This is a genomic window from Kribbella speibonae (genome assembly GCF_004331375.1).
In the GTDB taxonomy this organism is placed as follows: domain Bacteria; phylum Actinomycetota; class Actinomycetes; order Propionibacteriales; family Kribbellaceae; genus Kribbella; species Kribbella sindirgiensis.
Genome location: NZ_SJKC01000007.1, coordinates 301,058 through 324,084, shown reverse-complemented (window position 1 = coordinate 324,084; position 23,027 = coordinate 301,058). Strand labels below are relative to the sequence as shown.

Sequence of the window (23,027 nt, the reverse complement as noted above, 5' to 3'; positions counted from 1 at the left end):
CAGGAATCGGACAGTCAGCGGGGGAGCAGGTCGGCCGCCTGGAGCTGCTGCCAGATCTCGGACTGGTCGACGACCTCGACGCCGAGTTTCTCGGCCTTGGTGAGTTTGGACGCGCCGACGTCTGCCCCGGTGATGAGCAGGTCGGTGCTGGCCGAGACCGACGAGGCGATGGTCGCGCCGGCCTTCTCGCAGAGTCGCTGGAACGCGGGTCTCGCCACCTTCTCGCCGGAGCGGGGATCGCTGATGGATCCCGTGACGACAACCGTCTTCCCGGCCAGCGGCGCGCCGGCGACGACGACCGGCGGCAGGTCCTCCTCGCGGACGTCGAGTGAGACGCCGGCCGCCCGGAGCCGTTCGAGCTCGGGCCGGAGGCGGGTCAGGTGCTCGATCAGCGACGCGGCGACCTTCGGGCCGATGTCCTCCACGGCGACCAGCCCGTCCTCGCCCGCGTCGGCGACCGCCTCCAGGGAGCCGAAGCCGGCTCGGCACAGCCTGGCCGCAGTCCCTTCGGATGCCATCGGGATCGCGAGGCCGATCAGTGCACGGCGCAGGCCGACCTGCCGGCTCGTGTTGATCGAGTCGATCATCCGGGCGGCCGAGACCTCGCCGATGCGGTCGAACTCCAGCAGTCCCTCGGCGGTCAGCTGGTAGAAGTCCGACGGGTTCTCCAGGATCCCCGCCTCGGCCAGGCGCTCGATCCAGACTCCGCCGATCGCGTCGATATCGGCCGCGGCGCGGGAGGCCCAGTGGATCAGCCGCCGTACGGTCTGGGCCGGGCAGGCGACGTTGGTGCAGAACAGTTCGCGGCTGTTGCCCTGCTCGGTCAGCGGCTGCTCGCACGACGGGCAGGTGCTCGGCGGCACGATGTCGCGCTCCTCGCCGGTGCGCTTCGACGCATCGAGGACGCCGGCCACGAACGGGATCACGTCACCGGCCCGGCGCACCAGGACGGTGTCGCCGATCTTGATACCGCGGGCCTTGATCACCTCCTGGTTCGCGAGGGTCGCTCGCGTGACCGTCGTACCGCCGACGAAGACAGGCTCGAGCCAGGCGACCGGGGCGATCTTGCCGGTCTTGCCGACGTCCCAGACCACGTCGGCGAGCACCGTGGTCTTCTCCTCGGCCGCGAACTTGAACGCCAGCGCGCCCCGCGGCGAACTCGACCGCGTGCCGGCCGCGGCGAACGCGTCCCGGTCGGCGAGCCGCAGGACCGCACCGTCGAGGTCGTAGTCGAGCTCGTTGCGGCGCTGCTCGATACTCGTGATGACCTCCTGCGCGGCCGCGGCGTCGTCGCAGTGCACCATGTCGGCGACGGTGAAGCCCATCTCCTTCAGCGCGCGCTCGAGGTCGGTGGCGGCGTCGGTCTCGCTGAGCAGGTCGAAGGCCAGGAACTGCAGCCGGCGCTCGGCGACCGTTGCCGGGTCCTTCGCGCGCAGCGTGCCGGCCGCGGCGTTGCGCGGGTTGATCAGCGGTTTGTCGGCGTGCGCGGCGTTGTACGCGGCGAAGGTCGAGCGCAACATCACGGCCTCGCCGCGGACCTCGACGCGGTCCGTCACGTCGAGCTTGGCCGGCACGCCGTCCGTCAGCGCCTTCACCAGCGGCGTCACGTCGTCGCCGGTCGTCCCGTCACCACGGGTGATCGCCCGCGCCAGGCGGCCGTTCTCGTAGACGAGGGCCAGGGACAGGCCGTCCAGCTTCGGCATGACGACCACCGACTGGCCGGGGAAGCGGCCGAAGAAGGCTTCGACCTGCTCCGGACGGGTCGCCTTCTCCAGCGACAGCATCGGCCGGGAGTGCCGGATCGGCGCGTGCAGCACGGCGGGCGCGCCCACCTGCTCCAACGGGTTCGGGTCGGGCGCGAGCTCCGGGTTGGCCTCGACGAGCGATCGCAGTTCGTCCTCGATCGCGTCGTACTCCGCGTCGGCGACCGTCGGCGTACCGCGGTAGTAGGCGTCCCGCAGCGCGACGATGCGATCGGCAAGTTCCTGGATCCGCTCCCCAATGTCCACGCCAGGACACTACCCAAGCACTCGGACAATCCGCGCGATCTACTCGATGACGGCGTCCTTGTCGGCGAGGTGGGTTACTTCGCGTTTGCGGGGGAGCATGAGTGCCGGGACCAAGGTGAGGAGCACCAGCGCCCACGCGACCCAGTAGGTGTGCGCGAACGACGAGGCAGCGTCGGCCAGCCCGCGTGCGATCGCGGCCGGGTCGAGGTGCAGCGCAGCGACGTTCTCCGGGCGGGTGTTGGACAGGATCGCCGCCTGCGTCTCGCGGAGCCCGTCGCCCAAGCCCGGGATCTGGTTCGTCCCGGGGATGATCGGCGAATCGTTGAGCTGGTTGGTGAGGATGACCGACATGGTCGCGACGCCGACCGACGACGCGATCTGCTGGCTGATGTTGAGCAGTGTCGAGCCGCGCGCGACCTGCGGCCCGGACAGCGTCCGCAGCGCGGTCGTGAACAGCGGCATCATCGTGCCGCCCATCCCGAAACCCATCACGACCAGCATCGCGATGATCGCGACGTACGGCGTGGTCTCGGTGACCTGGGTCAGCCCGAACATGCCGATCACGATCCCCGCGAGCCCGAACGGCACGATCCGGCCCACCGGGATCTTGTCCACCAGCCGTCCCGCGATCGGCATCGTCACCATCGCGCCGAGCCCCTGCGGTGCCACCAGCAGGCCGGCGTGCAGCGTCGACTCGCCGCGGACCTGCTGGAAGTACGTCGGCACCAGCAGCAGCCCGCCGAAGAACGCGGCCGCGAACAGGAACATCGTGATGATCGAGATCGTCAGGTTGCGGTCGCGGAACAGCCGGAGGTCGAGCAGCGGGTGCTGCGGCCGGAACGAGTGCCAGACGAACGCCGCCATCAGCGCGACGCCGATCAGGATCGAGACCCAGACCCGCGGCGCTGTGAAGTCACCGCCCTCCGCGGGCAGCGACGAGACGCCGAACAGGAACAGCGCGAGACCCGGCGACATCAGCACGACGCCGAGGAGGTCGAGCGACTCCGTGCGCTCCGCCGTGTCCGGGGCCAGCGCGCGCCAGGCGTAGACCAGCGCGATCACGCCGAGCGGCACGTTGATCAGGAAGATCCAGTGCCAGCTGGCCACCTGGATCAGCCAGCCGCCCAGGATCGGGCCGAGGATCGGGCCGAGCAGCATCGGTACGCCGAGGATGGCCATCAGCCGGCCCATCCGGTGCGGCCCCGCGGCCCGGGTCATGATCGTCATCCCGAGCGGCATCAGCATGCCGCCGCCGAGCCCCTGCAGCACCCGGAACCCGATCAGCATGTTGATGCTGGTCGCGGTCGCGCACAGCGCGGATCCGGCGGTGAACAGGAAGATCGCCATCATGTACAGCCGCTTCGTCCCGAACCGGTCGGCGGCCCACCCGGTCAGCGGGATCACGGTCGCGAGCGCGAGCGTGTACGCCGTGACCGTCCAGGCGACCGTCGAGTAGGAGACCGGACTCTCGGGCGAACCGAACTCGTCCTGGAAGGTCGGCAGCGCGACGTTCACCACGGTGATGTCGAGAATCGACATGATCGCACCCAGCACCACGACACCGGCGATCTTCAGCACCGCGGCGTCGATGTGATCGGGATACTCGGTAGCGCGCTCGCTCACAGTCAGTCCCCCCTCGGCCCAAAACACCCTGTGCAGACCCTACGCCCAAAACCCCACCCAAAAGCTAGCCCCACACCCCCACCCCACACACCCCGTCGCCACCAGACGACACACCGTGCCCAATTAGTTGCCCCGGAGATCGATCCAGTAGTGGCGCACTGTGTGGTTGCCAGTACGCCGTACCTGATCGAGCATCCCGCCGTGGCGCTCGATCGTCCTGACGGACGCGACATTGCCGGCCAGACAGACGAGCATGACCCGCTCCATACCCCGGCCGCGCGCGAGCTCGAGCATCTCGCCCAACGCCCACGTCGCGAGCCCCCGGCCACGCGCGGACGGCCGGATGCCGTAGCCGATGTGCCCGGAGATCTCGTTCAGCTCGTGCCGCAGCGCGATACCACCCTGCACCTGCCCGCCCTCAACGATCCAGCGGAGGGTGCCGCGGTCGGACCCAGCCGTCAGCCGGGCGACCCATGCCGCGAAACCCTCGGGCGACTCGACCTCGTCGGAGGCCGCCAGCCCGAACCCATCCTCGTGGAGTCCCGCGCCCCATTCCGCGTGCGCCTCCAGCCACCGCTCGTGAAGATGCACGGTAGGCGGGATCAACTGGCGGTCCATGCGCCGGAGCTTACGTTCACGGGATGTCTCGTTCGGTGAGATCCGCCGGGGTTTGTCTAGTGGGACAGTAGAGTTTGGGGTGGATCGCGTTCCCGGGGGATTTGTTGCCATCGGCCCCGTTCACCAGGCGGGACCGCGGGTGCCGGGGCGCGGTCCGCCGCAGCGCGGGGCGTTGCACAGGATGTGGGGGGATTGCACCTGCTATTGCCTGTTCACCGCCCCCACCACGCGGGCGCACCCTCGTGACCTGGCCGCTTCCGTAGGATCGTGGTTGTGACCCGGCGACAGGAGGAGCCGACGGTCGGGTTCGGTGTGTTGTTGCGCCGGTTGCGGCAGGAGGCGGGGGTTACCCAGCGCGATCTCGCCGGGCGGGCTGGTGTCAGCATTGCGGCGGTTCGCGATCTGGAGCAGGGCAGGACGCGGAGCCCGAAGGACAGCTCGATCGAGGCGCTCGCGGAGGCGCTGGAGCTGACCGGCCCGGACATCGCGAGCCTTCAGGCCGCGGCGAGGACGCACCGCGCGGTCGCCGTCCCCAGCGCAGCCGGACCGGTGTACGTCGGCGTACTCGGCCCTCTCGAAGTCCGCACCGGCGACCTCGCGGTGCCGGTCAACTCGACCCCGCAGCGAACCCTGCTGGCACGTCTCGCCCTCACCGCCGGTACGACGGTCACGCAGGACGAACTGATCGATCTCCTCTGGCCACGCGGCGTACCGGACAACGCCGTGAACCTGCTGCAGACCCGCGTCGCCAGGCTACGGCGACTGCTCGAAACAGACCGGCCGGCGGACTCCGTCATCGTCGGCGGCCGCACCGGCTATCGACTGGCGCTCGATGACCTCGACCTCGTGCGGTTCCGCGAGCTCACAGCCGAGGCCGCACGCGCCGAGCCGGAGGTCGCGCTCGCCATGCTGTCGAGCGCCGTGGAGCTGTGGCGCGGTGACACCGACGTGGACGCGATCGCCCAGAGCCCTCTCTACACGGCCGTCGTGAACGAGTACGCCGCCGCCGTCCGGGCCCTGGCCGCGCTCGCACGTGACCTCGGCCAACCGGAGCGGGCACTCGAGCCGCTGCGCGGGCTGGCTGTACGGCACGAGTTCGACGAACCGTTGCACGTCGAGCTGATCCAGACACTGGCCGCGGCGGGGCGGCAGGTCGAGGCGCTGGCGGCGTACGACCGGATCCGGACCGCGCTCGTTGAGCAACTGGGCATCGACCCGGGGGAGCGGCTCCGCGCGGTTCACCTGGAGGTGCTGCGTCAGCAGACCGGTTCTCCGGCCGAGCCATCTGAGCGCGTGGTCGTCCAGCAGGCGCCGTCCGCACCACCGGACTTCGTCGGGCGGACGGCGGAGTTGGACACGATCCGTACGGCGCTCGCGGGGTCGGCCGGGGTGTCGTCGCGGGCTGTGCTGATCAACGGCATCGCCGGCGTCGGGAAGACCGCGTTGGCCCTGACTGCCGCGCACCAGCTCCGCGAGCAGTACCCGGACGGTCAGCTGTACGCCGACCTGCGCGGCAGCGACACGTCGACGCCCGCCCCGGTTCAAGTACTCGGCCGGTTTCTGCGCGCCCTCGGCGTACCTGGTCGTCGGATCGGCACGGACGAGGCCGAGGCGGCTGCTCTGTTGCGCAGCGAGCTCGCCGACCGGCGGATGCTGGTTCTGCTCGACAACGCGCAGGATGCGGCCCAGGTACGGCCGCTGCTGCCAGGGGCGGGCCGCAGCGACGTGATCGTCACCAGCCGGCGGCGGATGCCGGATCTGCTGGCAGCGGGTGTTGTCAGTTTGGAGCCGCTGCCGCAGGAGGACGCCGTGCGGCTGATCGCCTCCACAGCGCGGACACCTGGGCTCGATGCCGACGGCAACGGTGTCCGTGCGCTCGTCGAGGCGTGCGCCCGGCTCCCGCTTGCTCTGCGGATCGCGGGTGCGCGGCTTGCGACCCGGCAGGAATGGACGGTCGCCGATCTGGCCGATCGCCTCGACGACGGCAACCGCCGGCTGACCGAACTCAGCCTCGGTGAGTCCAGCGTGCTGAACAGCTTCCAGCTCAGCTACGCGGATCTGAGCGCGGACGCCCAGCGCGCGTTTCGCCTGTGCAGCCTGCATCCCGGTGACGACTTCAGCGCCGACAGCACGGCGATCCTGCTCCGTACGTCGACAGCCGAGGCCGACCGCGTACTGGAGTCGTTGCTCGAGGCGAACATGCTCCTCCAGCACTCGAAGGACCGCTACCGGTTCCACGACCTGCTCGGCCTGTACTCGCGCCGCCTGCTCGCCGAGGACCCCGAGCGCGAGTCCGCGCGGACACGCCTCCACACCTGGTACGCCGAGGCCGTGGCTGCCGCAATCGACTGGGCCTATCCGCAGCTCCTGCGCCTCGATGTGCACGGCGAAGCGGACTGGTACTTCGGCTCCGAGGACGAGGCGCTCGCCTGGCTGGATCACGAACTGCCCGCTTTGCTGGCTGTGGTGCAGAGTGAGGGGGAGCTGGCGTGGCGGATCGTGGACCAGCTCCGCGGGTACTTCCTCCTGCGCCGGGACGCAGACGGGTGGCTTCCCGCGGCGCAGGCCGGGCTGGACGCCGCGACCGCGGCCGACGATGACCGCGTGACCGTTGCCATGCTGATCAACCGGGCCCAGGCGTTCGGGGCGGTCGGACGGGACGCGGACGCACTGTCCGACTGCCTGGCCGCGTCGGCCCTCGCGGTCGGTGCCGGGTGGAACGAGGCCGCGGCGTACCTGGCCCATCAGATCGGGTGGCTGCAACTCGAGCGCGGCATGCTCGTCGACGCCGAGCTCTGGATGCACCGCGCGACGGAGCTGACCGCCGATGACCAGCACGGCCACATCCGCGCCATCGTGGTCAACGGACTCGGGATGATCCGGCTTCACCAAGGTGAACTCGCCGACGCGGCGGACCTGTTCGCGGCCGCGCTGAAGATCAACGAGACCGGGCGGGAGACGTCGGCGCTCGCGAACCGCGGCAACCTGGCGAGCGCATTGCGGCAGCTCGGCGAGGTCGATCGTGCGGCCGGGCTGCTCGATGAGGTCCTCACGTCGTACCGGCGTCGCTCGCACGTCCGCGGGGAGTTGTCGACGCTGGACGAGCTGGCGCGTTTGTACAGCCAGCGCGGCGACGGGACGACAGCGTTGCGTACGGCGTTGCGCGCGCACCAGCTCGCACTTGTCGTCCGCGATCGCAAGGCCCAGGCGCAGACCGCGTCGGCGGTTGCCGAGGCGCACCTCGCGCTGGGCGATGCCGCCGCGGCTATTGACTGGATCGAGGACTGCCTGACGATTGCCCGCGCGACGTACCCGTTCCTCGAGACCTACGCGCTGCTGACCCTTTCAACCGCCCAGACCTTCGCCGGCAACCCGGCGGCAGCCGCCGAGACCGCTGCTCGAGCCGCTTCGATCGCTGAGACCCACGGCTTCAACCTACTCAAAGCCCAAGCCACATCAGCGCTTGTGTCTGATGTACGTCGGGAGCGCCAGCCATAGCGTCACGAACCAGAGCAGTACGCCGCCTACTGTCGCGATGGCGGCGGGGCGACTGAGAACGACATCGAGGGCGATCAGTACGCCGCCGCACATCGAGACGATCAGGAACGCCATACCGGCCTGCGCCAGGCGGTCCGTGATGGTGACCAGGCGGTCACGCAACTGGTGGCCGAACAGCACCCGGTGCAGGGCGACCGGCGCCAGGAGAAGTCCGACCGCGAGCGCCGCCGCGATCAGCGTGCAGGCGTACACCGTGTGTGTGAAACCGTCCGCTGCGTGGAACTGGTTCTGGAACGCGATCCCCAGCAGGAAGGCGAACAGGATCTGTGTGCCGGTCTGCACCAGCCGCAGCTCCTGCAGCAACTCGTTCCAGTGCCGATCGAGGCGCTCACCGGAGCTCTCGTCGTCACGCTCGTACCCCTCCGCCATCGACCAGCCTTTCGTCGTACGTCGTGCTCCGGGTACCCATCGGGTGTTCTGATCAAGCGTTCGCGACGCGCGATCAACCGCCGAGCGGCTCTGGGCGTGAGGCTGGTGTGGTGACTTCTACGTTTGAAACGCCCGCTACACGCCCGGCCCGGTCCGGGGCGCGGTCCGGGCTGGTGTCGTTGCTCGCTCTCGATCTGGGGATCTGCCTGCTGGTGGCGAGCGAGTTCCTGCCGGCCAGCGTGCTGCCGCGGATGGCGGCCGACCTGGGTGTCTCCGAGGGGACCGCTGGACTGGCAGTTGCCGCCACCGCGATCGCAGGTGCGGTGACCGCGCCCTCGATCGCGATGGTCCTGCCGCGCGCCGATCGACGGCTGGTGCTGATCGGGCTGCTCGCTGTCGCCGCGGTGTCCGATCTGGCAGTGGCGTTGGCGCCCGGGTTCGCGGTCGTGCTTCTGAGTCGCCTGGTCCTCGGCGTCGCGATCGCGGGCTACTGGTAGTTCGCGTTCGGCGCCGGTGTCCAAGCACTCCCGGGCCGAGAACGGTTGGTCTCGACCAGCTTGTCGATCGGAGTGAGCGTCGCGACGATCGTGGCCGTGCCGCTCGCCTCCATCGGCGCGGACACCGCCGGCTGGCGTGTCGTCTTCGGGGTGGCAGCCGCGTTGACCGTCCTGAGCCTGCTGTTCCTGGTCCTCGTGTTCCCGTCGGTTCCGGCGCACCCGGCGGCCGGCCTGGCCATGATGCGGAGCGCGCTGCGCAACCCGCTGCTGATCGCGGGCCTGGTCATGATCGTTTTCGCCGCGCTCGCCAACTTCGTCGCTTACCCGTACATCCGGCTGGCGATCATGCGCGTGGCGCCGGATGGTTCTGCATGGCTGCTGCTGGTCTGGGGCCTCGGCGGACTCGTTGGCAACGTCGCCGCCGGCGCCTTGTCGTCACGGTTGCGGATCGCTTCCGCCGCGGCGCCGTTGTTGCTGTCCGCGGGCCTGGCCGTGACCGGCTACGCCGTCGGCGTGCCGATGCTGGTGGCCGGCGTGATCGTCTGGGGCCTCGCGTTCAGCATGCTGCCGGTCGTGACGCAGCTGTGGGTCGCTGGTGCCGAACGCGAACACACCGAGTCGGCCATGAGTCTGCAGGTCACGGCCTTCCAGACGGCGATCACCATCGGGTCAGCTGTCGGCGGGGTGTTCGTCGACGGTCACGGCGTCGCGGCGACGCTCGTTCTCGGCGCAGCGTGCGCGGTCGTCAGCGGGATCGGGTTCGCGGCGCTGCGCAATCCCGGTGTGTGAAGGGTGCTGGCCCTCCACGACTGCGGTGAGAGTCCGTGCTCGGCGGCGAATGCCCGACTGAAGGCAGCGATCGATCCGTAGCCGCAGCGGGACGCGACGGCCTCGACCGGGAGACTGCGATCGGACAGCAGCTCCCGGGCGGCGCCCATGCGGACCTCTCGCAGCATCCGGACCGGGCTGCGGCCGAGGGCCTTCTGGAAACGTGCGCTGAGCGCGGACCGGGACAGGTGCACCAGACTTGCGAGCGACTCGACGCTCCACTTGTTCGCCGGGTCCGCGATCACCGCTTCGAGCACGCGACTCACCAGCGGGTCGGTGTGGGACTCGGCACCTTGGTCCGCGAGCCGGGAGTCCGTCATCGCGGCGCCGACGAGGTTGCCGTAGCCGTCGGCGAAGACCGACGCTCGGCAGGCGCCGTCGAGCGGGCAGGCCCGGACCAGCTCGGCGACGCCCGGATGCCGGGTGTCGAACCCTCGGATCACGAGCGGACTCGGCAGGGGGTGCGCCGCGACAATCACCCGGAGATCCGCCACCGCAAGCTCCGCAGGCTCGGTCGTGGTCACTGCGAAGCCGGTGCGGTCGTCGAGCCAGGCAGCGTCACCGGCGCCGAGGATCGTCGTACCAGCAGCTGTCCCGAGTTCCGCCGTACCGCTCAGGACCAGGAACCACAACGGTCCGGGCGACGTCAGCGGTGCGCCTGCCAGGAGCGCTCGGTGGGTCAGTTCGGTGACGTCGTGACGGGATCCGGCCATGAACGGGGAAACGGTGTGAGTCACTCGGCATATTCCCGGGCCGGGAGGATGACCGGTGTTGTGGTGTGGGGGTGTGGCCAGACCTCGATCTGGTGGCGGTACACCTCGGTGAGGAGGCCGGCGGTCAGGGTTGGGGCCGGTGAGCCGTAGGCGGCGAGGGATCCGCGGGACAGTACGGCGACCTGGTCGGCGTACCCCGCGGCGAGGTTGAGGTCGTGCAGTACGACGACCACGGCGTCGCCGGCTGCGGCGCGGTCGCGGGCGAGTTGGAGGACGGTTTCTTGGTGATGCAGGTCGAGAGCGGCTGTCGGCTCGTCGAGGAGGAGTAACTGACACCGCTGGGCGAGCGCCCGCGCGAGTGATACGCGCGCCCGTTCTCCACCGGACAGGGAGCTGAAGACGCGGTCGGTGAACGCGCCGACATCCGCGATGCCGATCGACTCCTGGATCGCTCGATCGTCGTCCGCCGCGCGGTCGGTTCCGTACCAGGGGGAGCGGCCCATCGCGACGATCTGCCCGACCGTGAACGGGAACGAGATGGTTGCCTGCTGCATCATGACCGCGCGGCGCATGGCCTGCTCGGCCGCTGACCAATGCCGCAATGGTTGCCGGTCGAGCAGCACGTCACCGCGATCCGGTGCGTGGTCCCCGGTGAGTACGCCGAGCAGGGTGGACTTGCCCGCGCCGTTCGGTCCGACCAGCGCCAGTACTTCGCCGGTCCGGACCTCGAGCGTCACGTCGGCGAGGATCGGTGCGGCACCGAAGCTCAGGTGGACGCCGCGCACCTCGGCGATCGTCGTACCGGGCTCCAGCCGTTGCGGCAGCCGGTGTCTCATGCCCAGCCTCCTTGACGGCTCCGGGTGCGGCGAAGGAGCCAGAAGAAGAACGGGGCGCCGACCAGCGACGTGATCATGCCGATCGGCAGGTCGGCGTTCCGGATCAGCGTCCGCGCCAGCAGGTCCGCGAGAATCACCAGCACGGCGCCGCCGAGAGCGCTCGCCGGGATCAGCAGCCGATGCCCGGGCCCGGCGATCATCCGGATCAGGTGCGGTACGACGAGACCGACGAAACCGATGATCCCGGAGAACGCGACACTCGCGCCGACGAGCAGCGCGACGACCACGATCGCGGTCAGCCGGAGCCGCTCGACGTCGACGCCGAGATGTGCCGCCGACTGATCGCCGAGCGCGAGCAGGTCGAGCCGGCGCGCGAGCGCGAGCGCCGCGACCACCCCGGCGACAGTGAACGGTGCGACCGCCGACACGGCCTGCCAGGTCGCGCCGTTCAGGCTGCCGAGCTGCCAGAACACGAGCTGTTCCCGCGCGCTCGTGTTCGCCATGAACGTCGCGAACGAGATGAGCGTAAACGTGAGCGAGTTGACAGCGATCCCCGTCAGGACGAGCGTGACGACCTCGGTACGGCGACCCGCCCGGGAGAGCGTGTGGACGAGCAGTGTCGTCGCGAGACCGGTCACGAACGCGGCGACCGCGGTCGTCCAGTTGCCGAGCACCGTCGTACCCGTGACGATCACCAGGCTCGCGCCGACCGCGGCGCCGGACGAGACGCCGACCACCGAGGGCTCCGCGAGGGGATTGCCGAAGACGCCCTGCATGAGCGCGCCCGCGGTGGCGAGCGAGGCGCCGACAAGCACGGCGAGAGCGACCCGCGGGAAGCGGACCTTCCACAGCGCGTTGTCGCCCTGCGGGTGCTCCGGCATCGGGAACAGGTCCACATGCACCCGGTGCAGGAGCGAGCCGATGATCTCGGCGGGCGGGATGTGCAGCTGGCCGATGCCGGCGGCAACGATCCCCAGCACGACGAGAGCCGCGATCAGCGAGCCGAGCAGGACCGTCCTCCGGGACCGCGACGAGCCGGCGCTGGGACGTCTCACGGCGTGTAAACGGCCTTGGCCAGCGCGGCGACCGTGCGGCCGGTGCGCGGGCCGAAGCCGAGCAGTTCGGTGTCGTTCATGTCGATGATCCGGCGGTGCTGACCGGCGGGGGTCTGCGCGATGCCCGGCAGTTTCACCAGCCCGTCCACGCCCTTCACCGACTTCAGGCCCTCGGTCATCACCAGGATCACGTCCGGCTGGGCCCGGATCAGCGCCTCGCTGGTCAGCGGTACGAACGGTTTGTCCAGGCCGATGTCGGTCCCGGTGTCGACCCCGCCGATGGCCGCGATCATCGCGTCCGCGCCGGATCCCGGACCGCTCATCAGGTAGACGCCGGCCGTGCCGCGCACGTACAGGAACGTCATCCGCAACGGCTTCGCGGCCTGGGGTGCGAGCTCGAGCGACTTCACGATCTCGGCCCGGGTACGGTCCACCAGTTCCTCGCCGCGGTCCGGCACGCCGAGGGCCGCGGCGACCGCGCGGATCTGGCTCGGCATCCCGTCCATGGTCCGGGCGTCGTCGAAGAAGATCACCGGTACGCCGGACGCGCGCAACTGCTCGAGCACCTCGGGCGGGCCGATGCTCTTGTCGGTCAGCACCACGGTCGGGTCGAGGGCGAGGATCGCCTCGGCGTTGAGATCGTGGGCGGTCGGTGTGACCTTGGGCAGGTTCAGCGCCTCGGGAAAACCGGTGGAGGTGTCCCGGCCGACGACCTTGTCGCCGAGTCCGAGGCTGAACACGATCTCCGACAGCGTCCCGTACAGGTCGACCGGGATGATCCGACTGACGTCCTGTACCTGGACCTGCTTGCCGTCGCAGGACTTCACGTCGACCGGGAGTTTCGGGTCGCCGCTCGCTGCCACCGCGTGGATCGAGTGGTCGGTGAGCTTCGCGGTCGCGGGGCCGGTGAACGTGTGCGGGTCGATGCTTCCGGTGGTCGTCGAGGTTGCCTTGGGCAATGGTTTGCCGTCGGCGTCGGTGGTGACCGCGAAGCCCTTCACCGGCGGCCGGCAGGCGTCGACCACGCCCGGAGCGCTCGCCTGGGAGGTGGCCGGACCGGCGCAGCCGACCGTGACGAGCAACAGGAGGACGAGGAGTGCCGCCGTACGGGAAGTGCGCGAGAACGCTGCGAGGTTCACGACGCGACTCGAGGGTAGTTCGGCAGCACCTGGTCGGCGAGCGAGGCGAGGACCTCGACGTTGAGACGGTAGGCGACCAGGACCTCGTCGAGGATCCGCTCCTGCTCGTCCGCGGTGAACGGCGCCTCGTCGAGCAGCGTGCGGTACCGGTCCTTGAACGGCTTCGGCGAGATGCCCTCGAATACGTAGAAGCGCACGCCCTCGCCGCCCGGCGTCAGTCCGTACTCCGTGGCGATCAGCCGGCCGATCGCCTGGCCGCCGGACAGGTCCCCGAGGTAGCGGACGTAGTGATGGGCGACGAATCCGCCCGGCCAGGCGGCGAGCTCCGCGAGGCGTTCGGCGTACCGCAACGTGGCCTCGGTCGGCTCGCCGATCTGGATCCCTCGTGAGTGCAGGTACGCGAGGTCGGAGCGGAGGGCGTCGTGGCGATCGAGCTCGGGGAGCACGAACGGTCCGGCGACCGGATCGCCGGCGAACCCGTGCGCGAGACGCTCCAGCGACTCGTAGATCACCGCGTGCTGCGCGACCAGGACGGCGTACGCCGTGAGGTCGAGGCGGCCCTTGGTGAGAGCGGCGAGGTACGAACTGCCTTCTGCTTCCCCGTGCATGCGCAGGCTCCGTTCCCGGAGCAGTTGCGAGAACGGCGGCTGAGCGGTGGCCGGCGGGACCGATTGTGGCGTCACGAGAGTTAGGTTAGCCTAACCAACTATTAGTTAGGTGAGGCTAACTCGTGTTGCCGTGTCGTCGAGGCTCGCAACGCGGCTGGGGAGGAGCAGGGTGAAGCGGCGCTGGATCGTCGGAACCGCCGGAGTTGTGGGGGCGTTGGTGCTGGCCGGGTGGCCGCTCGGCGCGCAGGCGGCCACCGGACCGCAGGGGCAGGAGGTGACCGCCTCCCAGAGCAGCGGGCTGAACCCGGCCGGTACGGCGGTGACCGTGCGCGGCACAGGATTCGACCTGAACAAGGGGATCTATGTCGTGTTCTGCGTGAACAAGGGCGCGGGGCAGATGCCGACGCCGTGTCTCGGCGGGGTGGACATGAAGGGCGACTCGGGGTCGTCGGCGTGGATCTCGTCGAATCCGCCGTCGTACGGCGAAGGGCTCGCGAAACCGTTCACCGAGGTGAATGGGAAGGGGTCCTTCGAGGTGCGGCTGCAGGTGAAGTCGAAGGATCAGTTCACGAACTGCCTGGACAAGAAGGTCGCTCCGCTGGGGTGTGTGATCGGTACTCGGGCGGATCACACGCGGACGGCTGATCGGAGCGCGGACGTGCTGATTCCGGTGACGTTTGCCGGGAGTAGCAGTACGCCGTCGGCGACGCCCAGCAGCTCTGCGCCGACGAGCTCGCGGCCCAGTAGTCCGGTGGCTAGTTCTAGTAGCAGTGCACCGTCGACGGAGGGCGCCCCGGAGAAGAAGTCGGGGAGTTTGGCGAGTACTGGTGGGGTCGCGTTCGGGATCTTGGGGGCGGCCGTGGGTCTGCTGGGTGGTGGTGCCGCGCTGGTGATCGCCGGCCGGCGTCGGCAGGCGACGAAGAAGGAGATGCAGGCATGATCCGCCGCCTCGGAATTCTGATCGCGTCGGTGGTGACGCTGGCCGCTTCGGGTGTCGTCCCCGCGTCGGCCGACGAGACACCGTTGCCGACAACAACCACCCCGAAGATCGAGGTGTCGAAGACCACCGGGGTGGTTGCGGGGGAGGAGTTGGTGGTCAAGGGGTCTGGGTTCGACCCAGCGGCGAACGTGTCGACGCGGGTCCCGGTGACGCCGGGGCAGCCGGCCGGGGTGTACGTCGTGTTCGGCTCGTTCGCCGACGTGTGGCAGCCCTCGACCGGTGCCGACGCCTCCACCCGGACGCTGATCGACACCAAGTGGGCGGTGCCGCAACCGTCGTACGACCAGGTGCAGACCGACTATCCGCTGCAGAAGCCGAAGATGGTCCTGCTGAACCCGGACGGCACGTTCGAGGTGAAGGTCAAGACCAAGGTCGTCGCGGAGAACCCGCGCAACTACGGCGTCTACACCTACCCTGGCGGCGGCGCGGTGAACCCGGCGCACGAACTCGGCGTCAAGGTGACCTTCCAAGGTGACGAGAACAACGACCAGCCGCCGCCGGAAGGCATGCTGGACTGGGGGCTCAAGGCGTCGTTCCGCAGCTACATCGAAGGCAACATCGCGCACGGCTCGATCACGATGCTGACTCCGGCGATCCGCAACACCAACGGCACGTTCCGGTTCGCCGAGGGCGCCGGTACGGCGACCCAGGTCGGCTTCGCCGGAGGTGTCTACTTCAAGGGGCACGAGACCCAACCCGGGAACCCGCTGCTCGAGGTGACGGTGCGCGACATCCGCGTCGCCCTCAACGGCAGTACCGGCAAGCTCATCGCCGACGTCGTCAGCAAGGCTCTCGACACCGGTCAACTCACCACGTACGACGACCTCGAACTGGCCGACGTGGACTTCGCGACCCATCCGGTGGTCGTCGAGAACGGTGTCGCGCACGTCGTCGGCGCCCCGGCCAAGCTGACCGAAGCCGGCGTTCCCGCCTTCGCCGGCTTCTACAGCGCGGGTACGGCGCTGGACCCGATCAGCTTCTCCGTGAAGCTGACGAGCCCGCCGACGTGGCAGCCGAAGCTGGAGGTGCTGGGCCCGGACGGTCAGCCGCTGAGCGTCGTACCGGCGGCGGGTGTGACTGCGACTGTCCGCGGTACTGGGTTCGACCCGGCAGCCAACCTGTCGACGCGTCCGCCGGTGACGCCGGGGCAGCCTGCCGGGGTGTATGTGGTGTTCGGCAGCTTCGACGAAACGTGGCGGCCGTCGGACGGTGCGCCGGCGGGTGCGCGCCGGGTGCTGGATCAGAAGTGGGCGTTGCCCGACGCGTCGCGGCCGTCCCAGGATCCGGCGTACGTCACGCTGACACCGGAGGGCGCCTTCGAGACCACGCTGACCGTCAAGCCGGCCGACGGCGCGTCGGGAACGTACGGCGTTGCGACGTACGCCGCCGGTGGTGCCGCGCCGAATGCCGCGCAGGAACTGCTGACGCCGGTTGTCTTCGGCACCGCCGATACGCCGACCTTGACCGTCGAGCCGCGCACCGACCTGACGGACGGCCAGAGCGTCACGGTCAAGGGCTCGGGGTATGCACCGAACCGCGCGCTGTACGTCGCTCAGACGCCGCAGGGCGCTTCGGGTACGTCGAACCCGTCGCCGTTCTCCGGAGCGCAGCGGGTCGTCACGTCGGCGACCGGTACGTTCGAGACGTCGGTGGTGACGTCGGTGACGTTCACGAACGAAGGCGCCGACGTCGACTGCAAGGCTGCCGCTTGTTACATCGCGAGCTTCAGTTCGCCGCTCGCCGCGGACAATGAACCGGTTGACCTGCGCGACGATCGGTCACAGGACGCGTTCCAGGCGATCACCTTCAAGGCGGCCGGTCCGCAGCCGGTGCTGCCCGCGGTGACCAAGGAGCCGGCGGCCGCGTCGGTTGTTGCTGGCGGCAACGTCGAGTTCACCGCCGAAGCCACGGGTACGCCGGAGCCGTCGGTGCAGTGGGAACGGAGCACCGACGAGGGCAAGACATGGACGCCCGTCGCATCGGAGTCGGCTGTGACCAGGACGCTGCGGCTGGCCGCGGTGCAGGCGACCGACAACGGGTCCCGGTTCCGGGCAGTGTTCAGCAACACGGCCGGGTCGGCGACCTCGAACCCTGCGACGTTGACGGTCAGCGCTGCCGACCCGAAGGTGTCGGTCGAGCCGGCGACGGTGAAGCAGGGTGGAGAACTGGTTGTCTCGGGCACCGGATTCCCTATTGGTCAGAAGGTGACCGCGACCGTTGACGGTGCGGCGCCGCCGGGCGCTGCGACGTACAGCTTCAGCAACACGCACGGGCAGACGGTCACGGTCAGCGCGGCGGACGGGAAGTCCCTGTCCGTTGCTGGAGGCAAGTTGGTGATCGTCGACGGTGCGGAAATCGCGGTCAAGGTCAGCGGTCTGACGAACAGCAAGGAGAACACCGCGGCGGCGCCGAGCGGGTTCTACGTGCTGACCGCGGTCGACAACGGGCCGGGGCAGCAGGCATCGCCGGCGATCGGCGGCGTGGACATGAGCGGCGAGACCGGGCAGTCGCAGTGGATCACCAACTACCCGTACGCCGGGTCGGAGAACATCGTCGTACCGATCGGGAACGATCTGGTCGCGCGGACGACGGTGAAGGTGGCGTCGAAGGACGATCTGACCGACTGTTCGACGGCGTCGAACGGGTGTGTGCTGTACCTGCGCGCGGACCATCGGGCGACGGCGAACCGGGCGTTCGACGTTCGGGTGCCGCTGGAGTTCAAGGCGGCTGGGACGTTGGCGGCCGGTAGCCCGGCGCTGGGGGAGCAGGTGGCGGATGCGAGTGGCAAGGTCCGATTCACCTGGACGGTGCCGAGTGACTTCGCCGTCGGAAAGCACGTGGTGACGATGGCCGGGCCGGAAGGCGTGACCGCCTCAGCCAGCTTCTCGGTGGCCGCGGCGGGATCACCCACGCCTACGCCTACTCCCACTCCCACTGTGACTCCGACTCCGACCCAGAGCACGTCGACGACCCCAACCAGCGACCCGTCGACCTCCAACGCGTCGGACTCGGAGGCGCAGACCAGGGCCACCGGGGCGCTCGCGAGCACAGGTGGTGCGGCGCTGTGGCTGCCGATTGGCGGTGCCGTACTCCTGCTGGCCGGGCTGCTGATCACCCTCGCCACCCGAAGGAAGAAGAAGGCATGAGTGATCCGTTCGCGCCCGAGATCGTGGCGGCAGTACTCAAGCACATGAACACCGACCACGCCGACCACTCGCTGGGCATCGTGCACACCCTCGGCGGGCGGCCGGACGCGACCGCGGTCGAGCTGACCGAGCTCGACCCGGACGGTGCCGTCTTCACCGCGGAGGTTGCTGACGGCAACCGGGTGCAGGTCCGGGTGCCGTGGTCGGAGACGATCACCGAGCGGCCGCAGTTCCGCGCGGAGTTCGCTCGCATGCACCGCGAGGCGGCCCGTGCCGCCCACGAGCGATCCGGATCGGAGACGAGGTGACTGCCATGGTCGCGATCAGTTGGTGACAGGTACGGCGCAGCGGACCGGCCGGCGTTCGCTCCGGGTCGCCGGAATCGTTCTGCTGCTGGCCGGCCTGGGCCTCCTCGGCTGGGTCGGCTGGCAGTACGTCGGGACCGGTGTGGTCGCGAACCGGCAGATGGACAAGGCGGAGGGCGCGCTCCGGGACGAGTGGAAGACGCCCGCGGCGGTGAAGCCGTCGACGGGCAAGCCGTTCGTACTGATCCGGATCCCGAAGTTCGGGGCGGACTGGGAGAAGCCGGTCGTGGAGGGTGTCGACGCCGGTGACCTGGCTCGTGGGATCGGGCACTATCCGCACACGCAGTTGCCCGGTCAGCCCGGGAACTTCGCGATCGCTGGGCACCGGGTCACGCACGGTTCGCCGTTCCGCAAGCTTCTCGAGCTGCGCGCCGGCGACCAGGTGGTCGTCGAGACCGCGGAGGCTGTCTACACCTACGAGCTGGACGGTTCACCCCGCGACCTGACCGTCAAGCCGACCGACACCTGGGTCCTCGACCCGGTCCCCGGCAAGAGCCAAACGCCCACGCGCTCGATCATCACCCTGACCACTTGCCAGGACCTGTTCCACTCCCAAGACCGCTCCGTCGCCTTCGGCCACCTCGTACGAACCACCAACAAGTCGTGAGCCCGGCCGGACTGGCGTAACGTTTCCAGGTGAGGGATCCGCAGCAATCCATCACCGAGGGACGCCGCCCATGCTGAGAGTTCTTCTGGTCGTGATCTGCCTTGCCGGACTCGTGGTGCCGGCCGAGGCAGCGACAACTGCCGCGTCGGACCCGGCGCGCGCCGAGTTGCGCGGCATCGTCCAGAACGTCGCCGGCGCCACAGGCAAGCGGTACGGCGTGAAGGACGACGCCGGTCACGTGATGGACACCGTGAAGATCATCCAGGACTCGACCGGCGGATACCTCGCGGTCTCCCACCACCTCGCCGGCGACGGGCACTTCCGGGTGAACCTCGCCACGTCGTCGGACCTGCTCACCTGGCACTGGGTCCGCGAACTGGCCGGGAGCAACACCGGCCCGGCATCACAGCCGACGATCTTCCAGGTCTCGAACGACGGCTTCGTCCTCGCCTGGGAACAGGAACAGCCCGGCGGCGGCAACAACCACCTCGCCTTCCGGTACTTCGCGAACCGCACCGATCTCCTCGCGGGCCAGGTCAGCCGCGCGTACGACGCACCTCGCCGGCTCTCGTCGTGCGCGGAGGGTACGCCGAACATCTACAGCGTCACGCTGGCGCCCGACATCGACCACTCGACGATCGATGTCGGCGGCCACTACTGGTGGAACTGCGACCGCGACCGCCAGCAACGCGGAACGCTCACCAACTTCTCCTCGTGGTCCACCACGGCCCAATCGAACGTCGACAACGCACTCCTCTACTGGGGCGTCAACGGCAACATCGGCGACCGTGACAACACGACGTTCCGCGGCTACAGCTTCGGGCTGATCGAAGGGCAGTACACCAAGGGCGACTTCGGTTCCTGGCGCACCTTCGTGTACGACTACCAGACCGGCAACGCCGACCGTACGACGATCGCCACCGACGGCGGCAGCACCGCGTTCGCCAACCCGACCATCACCAACCTCACGGCCCCGAACGGGCAGCCTGCGTTGGTGATGACGCTCTTCATCCCGAGCGAAGGCGCCGCGTCCGGCGAGTCGGGCGAGTTGATCTATTACAAGACCTACTGAGCGAGCGCGACGGCGATTCGGGCCGCGACGGCTGCGTTGTTCGCGGCGAGCGCGAGGTTGGCCGGGATGCTGTCCCCGTCCGTTTCCTTCTCGATCCTCGCGAGCACGTACGGCGTGACAGCGGGACCGACAACCCCCGCTTGTGTGCTCGCCTCCAACGCGGCCGTGAGTACGGCGTCGATCCGCGCTGCCGGGATCTCGTCGTCCACGGGGATCGGGACCGTCAGCAGTACTCCGGTCGCCGGTCGCGCGCGGAAACGGAGTACGTCGCAGACCACTCGCTCGTCGTCGACGCGATGCGGGACCGGCAGGCCGCTCGACCGGGTGTAGAAGGCAGGGAACCAGTCGTGCTGCCAGCCCAGGACGGGTACGCCGGCGGTCTCGAGGTACTCGAGTGTTCGCGGCAGGTCGAGGAAGGCCTTGGCGCCCGCGCAAACGGTGATGACCGGGTGGTTGGCGATCGCATCGAGGTCAGCAGACACGTCTCCGGTGTGCTCTGATCCGCGGTGGACGCCGCCGATGCCGCCGGTCGCGAACACCGAGATGCCCGCCACGTGCGCCAGCGCGACAGTCGCCGAGACCGTGGTGACGCCGACCTCCCATCCCTGGGCCAGCGCTACGGCGAGATCGCGCTCGGCGACCTTGCGGGTGCCCTGCAGCACTCGCTTCTCCTCGTCCGGTGAGAGACCGAGCTGGGCCTGACCGTCGAGGATCGCGGCGACGGCCGGTACGGCGCCGTTGTCGCGTACTGCCTGTTTGCAGAGTTCGAGCGCGTCGGCATTCGCGGGGGCGGGCAGTCCGAGGTTGGAGAAGATCGTCGACTCGAGAGCGACGACCGCGCGGTGCTCGGCCAGGGCCTGCGCCACGTCGTCGGACAGGATGGGCTCAATCACGCGCGGATCCGTTCTCGTCGGTCTTGGAGAGCGTGGCACCGGGTTCGCTGAGAACCCGTCCGGCAAGGGTATGACCCGCCTCTACTGCCTCGACGGTGTCGGCGTTCTCGAGTACGGCGGACAGGAAACCTGCCGCGAAGGCATCGCCTGCACCGGTCGTGTCCCGCACCTCGTCGACCGGCGGCACTGGGACGGTTGTTGTGGCGTTGGCGTGGATCTCTGTGGGCTCGGTGCCGTTCTTGACGATCGCCGTCGTACTGGGGGTTGCGAGATCGCGGAGGGAACCGACGTCGGCTTCGATGCCGTTGGCAAAGAGGTAGGTCGGTCGGAGGGCTCGGATCAGGTCGCGGAACGGCGCGGGACCGATCGCGCCGATGAGTGCGATCGAGGATGCGTCGATGGTGAGGATCGCGCCTTCCGCGTGGGCGAGGTCGGAGGCGCGGCGGAGGACGGACAATGAGGGGCCGACGAGCGAGTAGGCCGAGAGGTGGACGGCGCCGGCGCCGGACAACCAGTGGTCCGGTACGTCGGCCAACTCGCCCGCGGCTGCCCGGTCCGGGTACATGGTGCGTTCCCCGGACGGGTCCACGACGATGACGATGGTGCCGGTCCGCCCGCGCCGCTGCACCTTCGCGTCAACCCCGTCCTCGGTCAGATCCCGCACCAGAGCCGCGCCGACTGCGTCCTCTCCAACCCGCCCAACGAACCGCACCGCCACCCCAAGACGCCCAGCAAACGCCGCAACGTTGGCCGCCGCCCCACCCCGAGTCCGGCAAACCCGCGCCGGATTATCAGTCCCCACCCGAGCCGTCCCCACAGCCCAAACCACCACATCCTCAACAAGATCCCCAACACACACGAGCCCACCCCAACCAACCACCCACATCACCTCCTGCGCGACAAGACAGCATTACGTCGGCAGGTTAGCGAGTAGCTCGTTGAGGAGGGTCTGGCCGAAGGGCCAGTCGCCCAGGTTGCTGGTGGAGTTGAGGTGGCCGGCGTTGTCTATGAGGTGGCAGTCGGCCTTCCAGGCGTTGGCGAAGGTGGTTGCTCGGGCTGTGGTGCAGTACGGGTCGTTCGTGCTGGCGATCAGCAGGGACGGGCAGGGGAGTGGTTGGGTTGCGACGGTCTGGAAGGTGCCCGCGCGGTCGCTCGGGAAGTCGGCAGCCTGAGTGTCCGGAGGCGCCACCAGCAACGCAGCAGTGGCTGACCCTCCAGCGGCGAACCAAGCGGCGGCGGCCCAGCAACCGAGGCTGTGCGCCACCAGCACCACGTCATCATCGCGACCAAGAGCATCGTCGTACGCACGCTGCACCGCCCTGACCCAGTCGTCCAGCTCGGGCTCGCTCCACGACGCCGGAACGATCCGTACGGCGCTGTCGCCCCAGGACTGCTCCCATCGGCTCTGCCAATGCACATCGTCGGACCCGTCGATGCCCGGGAGGATGACGAACGCTGTCACTGCTGACCTCGCTTTCACTTGCGCAACCCACGACCGTGGGAGGCTTGAGGCCCTGAGTCTGATCGAATCACCAGGCACTCGACACCGTGGCAAGTGATCACAAAGATATTGGCGGCGACAACCATGGAATCACTCGACGACATCGACCGGCGGATCCTCGCCCTGCTGCAGGCCGAGGGCCGGCTGACCGGTGCCGAGCTCGGCCGCCGGGTCGGACTGTCCCAGCCGGCCGCGAGCGCACGGGTCCAGCGGCTCGAGAAGACCGGCGTCATCACCGGGTACCGGGCGATCGTCGACCCGGCCAAGCTCGGGCTCGGGATCACCGCCCACATCAGGCTGCGCACCTCGCACGCACAACTCGAACAGGCTCTGGCGCTGGCCGCGAGGACCCCCGACATCACCGCGATCCGCCGGGTCACCGGCGAGGACTGCCTGCTCTGCGACGTGCACTGCTCCGACGCGCGACGCCTCGAGACCATCATCGACAGCCTCGCCCGCTTCGGCCCGGTGACCACGGCCCTGGTCTTGCACGACTACTCGGCACGCCCGCTGACCCCGGTTCCGGAATAGGCCCACCGCGAGACGACGGTTGTGCGTTGATGCTCGAATCTGCATCATTGATTCCACAA

General features: G+C 69.2%; 21 protein-coding genes. 9 read left to right on the top strand and 12 right to left on the bottom strand.

Features of this window, described 5'->3' with window-relative positions; genetic code table 11:
* Positions 1–14 precede the first annotated feature (14 nt).
* From ligA to E0H92_RS38230, 3 genes are all read right to left on the bottom strand, one after another.
* Positions 15–2,009, bottom strand: coding sequence for an NAD-dependent DNA ligase LigA (gene ligA, locus E0H92_RS38240; protein ID WP_131499729.1), 1,995 nt, complete (start codon positions 2,007–2,009; stop codon positions 15–17).
* Between the two features lie 39 nt (positions 2,010–2,048).
* Positions 2,049–3,632: a DHA2 family efflux MFS transporter permease subunit gene (locus tag E0H92_RS38235; RefSeq protein ID WP_131499728.1), complete on the bottom strand. Its 1,584-nt coding sequence runs from the start codon at positions 3,630–3,632 to the stop codon at positions 2,049–2,051.
* 123 nt (positions 3,633–3,755) lie between these two features.
* Positions 3,756–4,250, bottom strand: coding sequence for a GNAT family N-acetyltransferase (locus E0H92_RS38230; protein WP_131499727.1), 495 nt, complete (start codon positions 4,248–4,250; stop codon positions 3,756–3,758).
* Between the two features lie 273 nt (positions 4,251–4,523).
* Between E0H92_RS38230 and E0H92_RS38225 the strand changes: the two genes are divergently transcribed.
* Positions 4,524–7,748: a BTAD domain-containing putative transcriptional regulator gene (locus tag E0H92_RS38225; RefSeq protein ID WP_131499726.1), complete on the top strand. Its 3,225-nt coding sequence runs from the start codon at positions 4,524–4,526 to the stop codon at positions 7,746–7,748.
* On the opposite strand, the gene E0H92_RS38220 is transcribed toward E0H92_RS38225, so the two are convergent.
* Positions 7,707–8,177: a DUF6328 family protein gene (locus E0H92_RS38220; protein ID WP_131499725.1), complete on the bottom strand. Its 471-nt coding sequence runs from the start codon at positions 8,175–8,177 to the stop codon at positions 7,707–7,709. The two genes, E0H92_RS38225 and E0H92_RS38220, sit on opposite strands and share 42 nt — an antisense overlap.
* Before the next feature lie 110 nt (positions 8,178–8,287).
* On the opposite strand from E0H92_RS38220, the gene E0H92_RS38215 reads away from it, so the two are divergent.
* Complete coding sequence (locus E0H92_RS38215) at positions 8,288–8,674, top strand: MFS transporter (RefSeq protein ID WP_131499724.1); 387 nt, start codon at positions 8,288–8,290, stop codon at positions 8,672–8,674.
* Between the two features lie 60 nt (positions 8,675–8,734).
* Positions 8,735–9,463 carry an MFS transporter gene (locus E0H92_RS38210; RefSeq protein ID WP_238173781.1) on the top strand — a complete coding sequence of 243 codons (729 nt, stop codon included), beginning with the start codon at positions 8,735–8,737 and terminating at the stop codon, positions 9,461–9,463.
* Here E0H92_RS38210 and E0H92_RS38205 read toward each other — a convergent pair.
* The 5 genes from E0H92_RS38205 to E0H92_RS38185 are packed head-to-tail and all read right to left on the bottom strand — an operon-like array spanning position 9,373 to position 13,928.
* Entirely contained in the window at positions 9,373–10,215 is an 843-nt protein-coding gene (locus E0H92_RS38205) for a helix-turn-helix domain-containing protein (RefSeq protein WP_131499722.1), read from the bottom strand. The genes E0H92_RS38210 and E0H92_RS38205 overlap by 91 nt on opposite strands.
* 20 nt (positions 10,216–10,235) lie before the next feature.
* On the bottom strand, positions 10,236–11,051 hold the full coding sequence (locus E0H92_RS38200) for a heme ABC transporter ATP-binding protein (protein ID WP_131499721.1): 816 nt from the start codon (positions 11,049–11,051) through the stop codon (positions 10,236–10,238).
* Positions 11,048–12,106 (bottom strand): FecCD family ABC transporter permease, encoded by a 1,059-nt coding sequence (locus E0H92_RS38195; RefSeq protein WP_131499720.1) that lies wholly within the window; start codon positions 12,104–12,106, stop codon positions 11,048–11,050. The genes E0H92_RS38200 and E0H92_RS38195 overlap by 4 nt, the downstream gene beginning before the upstream one ends.
* On the bottom strand, positions 12,103–13,245 hold the full coding sequence (locus E0H92_RS38190) for a heme/hemin ABC transporter substrate-binding protein (RefSeq protein ID WP_202874032.1): 1,143 nt from the start codon (positions 13,243–13,245) through the stop codon (positions 12,103–12,105). The genes E0H92_RS38195 and E0H92_RS38190 overlap by 4 nt, the downstream gene beginning before the upstream one ends.
* The gene (locus E0H92_RS38185; RefSeq protein ID WP_202874031.1) at positions 13,242–13,928 is read right to left on the bottom strand and encodes a biliverdin-producing heme oxygenase; all 687 of its coding nucleotides are present in this window, start codon (positions 13,926–13,928) and stop codon (positions 13,242–13,244) included. Before E0H92_RS38185 ends, E0H92_RS38190 begins: the two co-directional genes overlap by 4 nt.
* 94 nt (positions 13,929–14,022) lie before the next feature.
* Here E0H92_RS38185 and E0H92_RS38180 point away from each other — a divergent pair, with 94 nt between their 5' ends.
* The 5 genes from E0H92_RS38180 to E0H92_RS38160 all read left to right on the top strand — a co-directional run bounded on the left by E0H92_RS38180 (position 14,023) and on the right by E0H92_RS38160 (position 20,043).
* Complete coding sequence (locus tag E0H92_RS38180; protein WP_202874030.1) at positions 14,023–14,793, top strand: hypothetical protein; 771 nt, start codon at positions 14,023–14,025, stop codon at positions 14,791–14,793.
* Positions 14,790–17,999 (top strand): HtaA domain-containing protein, encoded by a 3,210-nt coding sequence (locus tag E0H92_RS38175; RefSeq protein WP_131499719.1) that lies wholly within the window; start codon positions 14,790–14,792, stop codon positions 17,997–17,999. Before E0H92_RS38180 ends, E0H92_RS38175 begins: the two co-directional genes overlap by 4 nt.
* Complete coding sequence (locus E0H92_RS38170; protein ID WP_131461150.1) at positions 17,996–18,307, top strand: DUF2470 domain-containing protein; 312 nt, start codon at positions 17,996–17,998, stop codon at positions 18,305–18,307. The genes E0H92_RS38175 and E0H92_RS38170 overlap by 4 nt, the downstream gene beginning before the upstream one ends.
* A gap of 22 nt (positions 18,308–18,329) precedes the next feature.
* The gene (locus tag E0H92_RS38165) at positions 18,330–18,971 is read left to right on the top strand and encodes a class E sortase (RefSeq protein WP_131499718.1); all 642 of its coding nucleotides are present in this window, start codon (positions 18,330–18,332) and stop codon (positions 18,969–18,971) included.
* 70 nt (positions 18,972–19,041) lie between these two features.
* Positions 19,042–20,043, top strand: coding sequence for a hypothetical protein (locus E0H92_RS38160; protein ID WP_202874029.1), 1,002 nt, complete (start codon positions 19,042–19,044; stop codon positions 20,041–20,043).
* Here E0H92_RS38160 and E0H92_RS38155 read toward each other — a convergent pair.
* Genes E0H92_RS38155 through E0H92_RS38145 form a run of 3 tightly spaced genes read right to left on the bottom strand, consistent with a single transcriptional unit; the run spans position 20,037 to position 22,398 of the window.
* The gene (locus tag E0H92_RS38155; RefSeq protein WP_202874028.1) at positions 20,037–20,936 is read right to left on the bottom strand and encodes a pseudouridine-5'-phosphate glycosidase; all 900 of its coding nucleotides are present in this window, start codon (positions 20,934–20,936) and stop codon (positions 20,037–20,039) included. The genes E0H92_RS38160 and E0H92_RS38155 overlap by 7 nt on opposite strands.
* Entirely contained in the window at positions 20,929–21,822 is an 894-nt protein-coding gene (locus tag E0H92_RS38150; protein WP_131499717.1) for a carbohydrate kinase family protein, read from the bottom strand. Before E0H92_RS38150 ends, E0H92_RS38155 begins: the two co-directional genes overlap by 8 nt.
* Before the next feature lie 24 nt (positions 21,823–21,846).
* Positions 21,847–22,398 carry an RBBP9/YdeN family alpha/beta hydrolase gene (locus tag E0H92_RS38145; protein ID WP_131499716.1) on the bottom strand — a complete coding sequence of 184 codons (552 nt, stop codon included), beginning with the start codon at positions 22,396–22,398 and terminating at the stop codon, positions 21,847–21,849.
* A gap of 123 nt (positions 22,399–22,521) precedes the next feature.
* Here E0H92_RS38145 and E0H92_RS38140 point away from each other — a divergent pair, with 123 nt between their 5' ends.
* Positions 22,522–22,968: an Lrp/AsnC family transcriptional regulator gene (locus E0H92_RS38140; protein ID WP_131461154.1), complete on the top strand. Its 447-nt coding sequence runs from the start codon at positions 22,522–22,524 to the stop codon at positions 22,966–22,968.
* Positions 22,969–23,027 lie beyond the last annotated feature (59 nt).

What these genes read in the sequence shown, in the direction of transcription:
- E0H92_RS38230 (WP_131499727.1), bottom strand. Translation starts at nt 4,250, where the DNA reads ATGGACCGCCAGTTGATCCCGCCTACCGTGCATCTTCACGAGCGGTGG.
- E0H92_RS38220 (WP_131499725.1), bottom strand. Translation starts at nt 8,177, where the DNA reads ATGGCGGAGGGGTACGAGCGTGACGACGAGAGCTCCGGTGAGCGCCTC.
- E0H92_RS38205 (WP_131499722.1), bottom strand. Translation starts at nt 10,215, where the DNA reads ATGGCCGGATCCCGTCACGACGTCACCGAACTGACCCACCGAGCGCTC.
- E0H92_RS38200 (WP_131499721.1), bottom strand. Translation starts at nt 11,051, where the DNA reads ATGAGACACCGGCTGCCGCAACGGCTGGAGCCCGGTACGACGATCGCC.
- E0H92_RS38175 (WP_131499719.1), top strand. Translation starts at nt 14,790, where the DNA reads ATGATCCGCCGCCTCGGAATTCTGATCGCGTCGGTGGTGACGCTGGCC.
- E0H92_RS38170 (WP_131461150.1), top strand. Translation starts at nt 17,996, where the DNA reads ATGAGTGATCCGTTCGCGCCCGAGATCGTGGCGGCAGTACTCAAGCAC.
- E0H92_RS38160 (WP_202874029.1), top strand. Translation starts at nt 19,042, where the DNA reads ATGCTGAGAGTTCTTCTGGTCGTGATCTGCCTTGCCGGACTCGTGGTG.
- E0H92_RS38150 (WP_131499717.1), bottom strand. Translation starts at nt 21,822, where the DNA reads ATGTGGGTGGTTGGTTGGGGTGGGCTCGTGTGTGTTGGGGATCTTGTT.
- E0H92_RS38140 (WP_131461154.1), top strand. Translation starts at nt 22,522, where the DNA reads ATGGAATCACTCGACGACATCGACCGGCGGATCCTCGCCCTGCTGCAG.